The organism is Flavobacteriales bacterium (assembly GCA_013001705.1).
Lineage (GTDB): Bacteria > Bacteroidota > Bacteroidia > Flavobacteriales_D > JABDKJ01 > JABDLZ01.
In genome coordinates, this window is record JABDLZ010000211.1 from 1 (window position 1) to 9309 (window position 9309).

Below are 9309 nucleotides of genomic sequence, written 5' to 3' on the forward strand. Positions count from 1 at the left end.
TTTCCAGGCCTGTGTGACCTGTGACCTGGCCCAAGACCCAGGGAACATCACCCTTTCAGTGGATATGAATCAATATGAAGGTCCGGAGATCGTTGGAGATTCCAGTGTGTTCGTAAGCGGTCAGTTCAACAGCTGGTGTGGTGATTGCAACATGCTTACTCACAATGGAGATGGAACCTATACCGGTACGGTGTTGATGCCTGCCGGGCAGAACGAGTACAAGTTCCAGATCAATAACTGGGCAGATGACGAATCATTCGTTGGAGGCGAAGAGTGTACGCTTACAACCGGTGAATTCACCAATAGGGTATTGGACGTCAATGGAGATGCCATCGTAGATATGGTCTGTTTCGAGTCCTGCACTGCCTGTGCAGCTCCTTGTACACTTGCCGACTCAGCTCCTGTTGGTCTGACCAAGTCCCAACAGCCTGTACCCTTCCCTGATGGGGATATCGACCGTGCGCAGGTCAAATGGTACAAAGACACTCCCGATGTCAAGTATTCTGCAGATGACAATACTGCGGTCGACATAGAGTTCTGGCCGATCCGTGATCTGGTGACCAACACCCCGATTACCAATGGTGACACGACCTTGCTCTCAAAGCGCACCAAGCCGAACAAGGACTTGTTCAAGTGGCCGGTCAAGTACATTCGCCCGGATATCAATCCAAATACCCGATATCGCTGGAGAGTGCGTATTTACTGTGATGCAGGTAATGGACCGGTAAGCCCTTGGTCTGTAGAGAAGAACTTCAATACTCCGGATTTCGATCCAGCAACTGGTATCTATACTCCTCCTCCTGGAGCGCAGTATATAAACGGAGATTGGAAGGTGCTCGATGGAGCCATCGAGTTCGATCTCTTCCCCAATCCTTCTGACGGTAATACCATCACCCTCACATTGGATGAGGTCACCGAAGGACCTGTAGACATGATCGTCTACAGCTTGAGCGGAGAAATGGTACACCGATATACGGGTCCCGTGAAAGGGCTCACGATGAATATCGATTTCGATAAGACTTTGGCCGCTGGTATGTACTTCATCAATCTGGAGTCTCAGGGGTCTGTAACGAATGCAAGATTTGTGGTTAGGTAGTCATAATTTGTGATATGAACGTAGGAGGTTGCTCTGGTCAGGGTAGCCTCCTTCGTTATTTTTGGGGGTATACAATGCGCACGATTCAATTTCTCATACTGTTCTTCATAGGAGCCAGTCTGTCCAGCTTCGGCCAGGATTGGCAGCTGCTGTGGTCAGATGAATTCGATGGAAATGCATTGGATACTTCTAAATGGTCTCACAGTCGAGGCAATGGCTATGTAGAAGGTCTGTATGGCTGGGGCAACAGCGAATTGCAGTATTATCAAGAGCAGAACACCTCTCTCTCAAATGGGGTCCTTAAGATCGAAGCCCGGGAAGAACCGCAAGGTATAGCGGATGAATACAGCAATTTCGAGCCATACTACTATTCTTCTTCCAAGATCATCACACGAGACAAGTTCGAATTCCTACATGGAAAGGTCGAAGCACGCATCAAGACGGTGGATGGCCAGGGCATGTGGCCGGCATTCTGGATGTTGGCCGGGGGTTGCTGGCCTGAGACCGGGGAGATCGACATCATGGAGCAATGGGGAAATGATGGGAACAGCAATGTGACCACCGGTGCCGCGCACATGGGTAACTGTGGGGAAGGAAGCACCTACCAAGCGGGGAATACCGCCATCGCCTCAGGTTCCTATGCAGACGATTTCCATGTATATAGTGTAGAGTGGTTCACCGATTACATTGCTTGGTATGTGGATGGCGTATTGTTCCACAGTGTGACCCCTTCGGATTATCCCGCTCACCTGAATTGGCCTTTCAATACCAATGATTGGTATCTGATACTCAATCTCGCGATCACCAGCAGTGGTCCGAACGCCAATACGACCTTTCCCAATGATATCCAAGTGGACTATGTACGCGTATATCAACTCGATCCCGGCTATGTGCCCGAAACGACCTTCCGTGTGGATATGTCCAATGAAAGCATTGCACCTACGGATATCGTCTATGTCAATGGTACATTCAACGGATGGTGTGGGGACTGCAATCCCATGACAGATATGGGCAATGGAATCTGGGAGCTGACTCTTGCTCTGCCCCCTAGACCTATCGAATATAAATTCACGACCAACGGATGGAACGGCCTGATCGAGGACTTCCCACCGGAGACCTCATGTTGCTTGACGACCTATGCCGATGGTACTGTATATGTGAATCGCTTTGCCCAAGTGACCGCTGAGGATCAGATTCTCGATCTCGTTTGTTTCAACAGTTGTGAGACCTGCTTTGCCGATCAACAAGGCTGCACCGATGCATCAGCGGTCAATTACAATCCAGACGCTCAAGTAGATGATGGAAGCTGCGAATATCTGGTGCAATTCCAAGTGGATATGACGGGTTACAATTCGCCATATACCACTCCAGAAGTCAATGGCACCTTCAATGATTGGTGTGGGGTGTGCGATCAGATGAGCGATGTTGACGGAGATGATATCTGGGAGCAGTCCATCATTCTTCCTCAAGGTTTCTACGAGTTCAAGTTTGCGGTGGACAATTGGACCGATCAAGAAAATTTCAATGGGACGGAGGAATGTGTCATGACTACCGGGTCCTTCGTGAACCGCACTCTGACTGTGAACGGGAATATGACCTATGGTCCGGTCTGTTGGGAATCCTGCGAGGCCTGTCCTAGCAATTGCTCGGTCTTTGATACAGCACCGGTGGATCTGACGAAGTCATTCGATCCGGTCAATGGGGTGCAGGACCGGGTACAGGTGAAATGGTACAAGGATTCACCACAGATCAAGTACAGCGATGAAGATGCCGCTGCTTGCGATATCAAGTTCTGGCCTAAACGTAATCTGGATCCCGTGACTGGAAATCCAATAGGTGCTGCAATACAGGATCCCGATACGCTCTACATCCTCGATGCCAAGAAGAACTACACGGATGGCTCAGCGAGATCCATCTTCAAATGGCCGATAAAATTCAGGGCCGATGGCGTAAATAATTCACGCAGGGCAGAACCGAACATCCGCTACGAATGGCAGGTGCGTTGTGCTTGTGAGCAAGGCCTAGGGCAAGAGTCGCCATGGTCTGCGGTCAAGATCTTCAACACACCGGATTTCGACCCGATGACCGGAGTATTCACGCCTTCAAGCAAATCGAATAGGACCATCGGTCAGGTCCAATATGGAATATTTCCCAATCCGACCTCTGACCATACCATCCGTCTGACGCACAATGCCCAACACGCAATGGACCTGCAGGTGCGCATAGTCGATCTTACAGGTAGGGTGCACCAAGTACTCAGCCTCACAGGAGTCAAAGGAAGTACCGACTTACAGTTGGAGACGGGGCTTGTACCAAGCCTGTATTTACTCGAGATCGAAAGCGCAGAAGGACTCCATGTTATGCGACTTCTGGTAGAGTAGGACTCGCCTTTTCGATCAAATCCTCCCTTTTCAACGGCCCTTCTATGGTCTATCTTGCAGTGTATTTCTGTAGAATGACTAGACACACGCATATATTTCTGAGCCTTTGCACCCTAATTTTTCTGGGTATCGAGGCGCATACTCAAACGGATGTAGATATCAATCTGATACCCTTTGCGGGCGGATTCGATAAGCCGGTGGATATCGTACATGCCGGTGATGAGCGACTATTCGTTGTAGAGAAAGGAGGGACCATACAGATACTCCGACCGGATGGCACCGTTGATCCAACTCCGTTCTTGGACATCACTTCCATAGTGATTTCTGGAGGTTCTAATTCGGAGCGCGGTCTCTTAGGCCTGGCCTTCCATCCCGCCTATGATACGAACGGATATCTCTACCTCAATTATATCGGCCTGGACAGTGATACGCGTATCGCGAGAATGCAGGTCAGCTCGGATCCCGATAGTGTCGATACGGCCTCACTGGTAGAACTCATGGAGATCGATCAGCCCTTCAACAATCACAATGGAGGCTGCCTCAGATTCGGCCCGGATGGCTATCTCTATATCGGTATGGGCGATGGGGGTTCCAGTGAAGATCCTCTGGATTATGGTCAGGACATGAGCTCGCTGTTGGGAAAGATGCTTCGCATTCGTGTAGATGGAAATTTCCCCTATGAAGTACCCAGTGATAATCCCTTTGTCGGAACTTCTTCAGACACTTTGCCGGAGATATGGGCCTCAGGTCTGAGGAATCCATGGCGCTTCTCATTCGACCGCTCCAATGGAGACCTCTATCTAGGAGATGTGGGGCAATACACCTGGGAAGAGATCGATCATCAGCCCGCAGGAAGCCAAGGAGGAGAGAATTACGGATGGCGATGCTACGAGGGGAATCATGCTGGCTACGGTGTGGATTGTCCCCCCATGTCGGCCTTCGTCCCGCCCATAGCCGAGTATTCCCATGATGATGGTCATTGTTCGGTCACAGGCGGATACGTCTATCGAGGCTCAGCCTATCCAGAGCTTTTTGGGAAGTATTTCTATGTGGATTACTGTTCCGGTCAATTCTGGTCCTTAGAGCAGGATGGTGGGGATAATTGGGTCGGGTTCGAAGTCACTACTACTTTGGGATTCGGATGGACCTGCATAGGCGAGGATTATCTGGGAGAACTCTATGCGGCCAACCAGGTAGGCTCGATGATCTATCGCATCATTGATGCGGATTGTTCAGATAATGATCCTAGTATCACGGTCAATGCAGATACAACCCTCACGGCCAGTGCCGGAAACGCGTACCAATGGTATTTGGAAGGCGAGGCCCTTCCATTGGCCACTTTTCAAGACTATGCTCCTGTGACCACGGGATTATATACTGTACTGATCCACTATGAGGCCAATTGTTCTGAATTTGCAGAAAGCGTTTTTGTGGATTTGGGAACCCATTCCGAAGACTGCTTGGAATTCGAAACCGCTCCGGTGGATCTCAATAAATCCTTCGACCCGGTGAATGGAGTACGGGATAGGGTCCAGATCAAATGGTATAAGTCCAGTCCAGAAGTACGATATACCGATGAGGACGCAGCTGCTTGTGATATCAAGGCCTGGGCCAAGAAGACCTTGGATCCCGAGACGGGCGAGGTGACCGGGACCATATCCGATCCGGATACCATCCTGCTTGTCGATAAGAAGAAATTCCAAGCCGATGGGATCACGCCAAGGGAGATCTTCAAATGGCCGCTGAAATTCAGAGCAGACGGTGTGAACAATGCGAATAGGGTCGATCCGAATATCCGCTATCAATGGCAAGTGCGTTGTGCTTGTGAACACGGGGAAGGGCAAGAGAGTCCCTGGAGTGAGGTGAAGATCTTCAACACACCGGATTTCGACCCGAGCACCGGAGTATTCTCTACTTCCGGTCCAGAAGACCCAAGTAAACGACTCGATGCTGACACATGGAGCCTTAGGCCCTATCCGGATGAAGCACGACTCGTGATCAGCGGAGATATCCCAGCCGAGTCGCATTTCTCCCTTTTCGACTTGACAGGAAGAAGATTGGAGATAGAGACCCGGGTCGCTGCCGATCAAGTGATATTACAAGGTTCAGGTACGTGGTCTGCAGGTGTGTATGTGATCCGCTATTCTTCAAATGGTGAGTGGGAATCCATTCCTTTCATGGTCCATTGAACCCCTAGATAAGAATTGCTGGGCTTCCGCTTGGGCACTATCTTTACGGGACCTTCTTACAGACAGAGACGAACAGGTACTTTTAACATCCCATTTTTCATGCGCGCTATACGTTCTTTTGGCACCACGTGTGCCTTGATTCTTTTTGCTCAATCCTCGATATCACAAGTAACTGCTCCATGTGTGGACGGTTTTGCGGGAATCTATCCCTGTAGTGGATATGACCTCGTAGCCCATCTTTCGGTGGCTCAACTCGGAGGGGGCTTCAATGTAGAAGGCAATGACATCTGGGGCTGGACCGATCCTCAATCCGGAAAGGAGTATGTGATCATAGGTCTGACCGATGGGACGGCATTTGTAGACATCAGTGACCCTGTCAATCCTCAATTGGTCGGTAATCTCCCTACACATACTTCCAACAGTCTGTGGAGAGATGTCAAAGTGTACAATGATCATGCATTCATCGTATCAGAAGCCGGTGGCCATGGGATGCAGGTCTTCGATCTGACGCAATTGGGAGGTGTCACCTCTCCTCCGGTGACCTTCTCAAATACGGCCCATTACTCTGGATTTGGAAATGCGCATAACATCGTCATCAATGAGGCGAGTGGATACGCGTACGGAGTAGGTACAGGGACCTACAGCGGTGGCCTGCATTTCGTGGATATATCTAATCCTTCAAGCCCAACTCTTGCTGGTGGATTCTCTGCCGATGGCTATACTCACGATGCCCAAGTGGTGAGCTACATAGGTCCGGACCCCCAACACCAGGGTAAAGAGATCGCTTTTGCTTCCAATGAAGATACCTTCACCATCATCGATGTATCGGACAAGACCGATCCGAGCCAACTCTCACGTACCGGCTACACAGGTAGCGCCTATACCCACCAAGGTTGGGCCACAGAGGACCATAGATTCTACATGATGAACGATGAGTTGGATGAGAACAGTGCTGGGCACAATACCCGTACCTATATCTGGAACATCGAGGATCTGGACAACCCTTCTTTCCTAGGCTATTACCAAGGCCCTACCGGTGCTATCGATCACAATCTCTACATCAAAGGTGATAGGGCCTACGAGGCCAATTATAGAGCAGGACTACGTGTATTGGATATCAGTGATGTGGCCAATGGGAATTTGACCGAGGTCGGATTCTTCGATGTCTATCCCAACAGCGATGGAACGGGATTCAATGGGGCATGGAGCAACTATCCCTACTTTGAGAGTGGCAACATCGTCATCTCCTCCATCGAGGATGGGCTATTCATCGTGAGGGCCAGTGAACCCTTGGCGGAGCATTGTACCAACGGTGTACAGGATGCAGATGAGACCGGTGTGGATTGCGGTGGCGTGGATTGTTTTGACTGTCCCTTGCCATGCATCAACGATATGACATTGACCATCATCTTGGACAATTATCCAGAAGAGACCACATGGACGGTGACCGATGCAGGGGGAACACCCGTGGAATCAGGAGGAGCCTATGGATCCCAGCCTGATGGCTCTACAGTCATCGAAGAATTCTGTTTGTCGAATGGTTGTTTTGACCTCAATTTCTTTGACTCGTTCGGAGACGGTATCTGTTGCGGGTATGGGGAAGGGTCATATTCCCTGACCGATGCAGCGGGCAACGTTCTGGCCAGCGGAGGTTCCTTCGCCAGCTCGGAGACGACCGGTTTCTGTGTTGAATCGGGTCCCGATTGCGCCCTATTCTCCTCAGCTCCCGTGGATCTAACCAAATCCCAGCAGCCGGTACCCTTTCCTGATGGCAATATCGATCGTGTGCAGGTCAAGTGGTATAAGGAATCACCACAGATCAAGTACACAGCTGAAGACAACAGTGCAGTGGATATCCAGTTCTGGGCCATCCGGGATCTAACCACCAATACTCCCATAGTGGGAGCTGATACTAGCTTGATCTCCAAGCGTACAAAACCCGGCCAGGATTTCTTCAAGTGGCCGATCAAATTCCAGCGATCCGATGTGGATCCCAATACGCGGTACCAATGGCGGGTGCGTACATACTGTGAGGCAGGTGACGGACAGGTCAGCCCATGGTCGGAGACCAAGATCTTCAACACACCTGATTTCGATCCATTAACAGGTATCTACACTCCTCCAGGAGGTACATTCTCCGCGAATGAATTGAAGAGCCGATCGCATCTGACGGGGCAGGAGCTATGGACAGTCTATCCCAATCCATTCGATGGGAAATCTATACAGATTGCCTCCAATATGGACTTGGAGGACCTGTTGATCGAGGTCTATGATATTTCCGGCAAATCCATCTATTCACGATCGATCTCCATGCTGTCTTCTGGACAAGAACTTCGCTTGGATGATGTAAACATCTATCAATCAGGTGTGTACTTGATTCGAATGCAAGCTGAAGATCATGTCTATTCTCAGATGATTTCCGTCATATCTCGTTAATAACACGTTGAAAACTAGGGTCTTGATGCACGCACTATAATGCTCTATTTTGCATTTGCTTAAGTATCAGCTTCTTAAGAGGTAGAGGCTTTTTAGCATTGAGGTATAGATCATGACTGACCAAGGCATAGGGCGTCTCTACGTCCTATTCTGTATCATAGTATTCAACGTGTATTCACCTGAGGTGTACTCCCAGCAGCAAGCTGTGGCTGTGCAATGGGGTGAACTGAAGGAGAATCCTCGGTTCGGGTTCAATGCCCGTATCAGAAGTGACCATCAAGAACCCTTCTGTGAGCAACCGGAACTTTCACCCACCACCTTTGATTGGAACAACGCTGCACTCTGTGATAAGATCTCGGATTTCAAACCCGGCCTTCTCAGATTTCCAGGCGGTACACCTGCCAACTACTGGATTTGGGAAGATGAGGTACAGCAGGTCTACAATGCAGCTGGTGAGGTAGAACTCTTGACTTTGTGTGAAGGATCCTTGATCGGAAGGAATTACTCGGCCCAGATCGGATGCAGCGGCATGGCCGCCACACTTGATTACGAGTCACTTTCATCCATATACTCCAGCACAACGGTCACATTGGCTTCATACCGCTCGGCCATACTGGAGCTACGTCAGGACGGAATAGACCTCGATGAACTATTCGTACTGGGCATATTCGATCCCAGATACTATGTAGGTTCTCCACAACTCGAAGCTGAGACTGCAGGTCAATCCACTACGGAGAAACGCCTACTAATGAAACAGAATGGTGTACAGCGGGCAGAAGCACAGCTCGATAAGATCCTGTATGAGTACTGTGGGGATTGCACGTCCTATCCGGGAGAGTTCTCCTTTGAACTCGGGAATGAACTCCATCTGAGACGCTACGGGAAATTCTTACCGAGTACCGCGTGTTTCTACACGGATATCTGCGAGGATTGCCTACCTGACGTGGATTTCTATGCCGATCAATGCGAGTCAATCATCCCTATGATCCGCCAGCGCTTTCCCAATGCCAAGGTCGCGGTCAATGGAAGCCGGGACCTCGGAGGTGAACCTTGGAATCAAGTGATCATCGATCGCTTTGGACAAGGAGCCTTTGCAGCAGATGCAGCTATGATGCACTTCTATCCGAAAAGTACCAATCCGGATAGCCTGAATATGGAATTGTGTCAGGCCGTAGAATCAGCAGTGGATATTGAGGATATTCTCCAC

Annotated in this window: 5 protein-coding genes; all 5 read left to right on the top strand. The window is 49.9% G+C overall.

Going from position 1 to position 9309, the window contains the following annotated elements:
- A partial coding sequence (locus HKN79_08575; GenBank protein ID NNC83619.1) for a T9SS type A sorting domain-containing protein occupies nt 1-1096 on the top strand: 1096 nt, incomplete at its 5' end.
- 74 nt (nt 1097-1170) lie between these two features.
- Nucleotides 1171-3477 (top strand): family 16 glycosylhydrolase, encoded by a 2307-nt coding sequence (locus HKN79_08580; protein NNC83620.1) that lies wholly within the window; start codon nt 1171-1173, stop codon nt 3475-3477.
- A 74-nt stretch (nt 3478-3551) separates the two neighbouring features.
- Nucleotides 3552-5666: a hypothetical protein gene (locus tag HKN79_08585; GenBank protein NNC83621.1), complete on the top strand. Its 2115-nt coding sequence runs from the start codon at nt 3552-3554 to the stop codon at nt 5664-5666.
- Between the two features lie 99 nt (nt 5667-5765).
- Nucleotides 5766-8102 carry a choice-of-anchor B family protein gene (locus HKN79_08590; GenBank protein ID NNC83622.1) on the top strand — a complete coding sequence of 779 codons (2337 nt, stop codon included), beginning with the start codon at nt 5766-5768 and terminating at the stop codon, nt 8100-8102.
- A gap of 112 nt (nt 8103-8214) precedes the next feature.
- On the top strand, nt 8215-9309 hold a 1095-nt coding region (locus HKN79_08595; protein ID NNC83623.1), incomplete at its 3' end, for a hypothetical protein.

Excerpts from the sequence above, each read along its gene's own strand:
- HKN79_08585 (NNC83621.1), top strand. The coding sequence starts at position 3,552 with ATGACTAGACACACGCATATATTTCTGAGCCTTTGCACCCTAATTTTT.
- HKN79_08580 (NNC83620.1), top strand. The coding sequence starts at position 1,171 with ATGCGCACGATTCAATTTCTCATACTGTTCTTCATAGGAGCCAGTCTG.
- HKN79_08590 (NNC83622.1), top strand. The coding sequence starts at position 5,766 with ATGCGCGCTATACGTTCTTTTGGCACCACGTGTGCCTTGATTCTTTTT.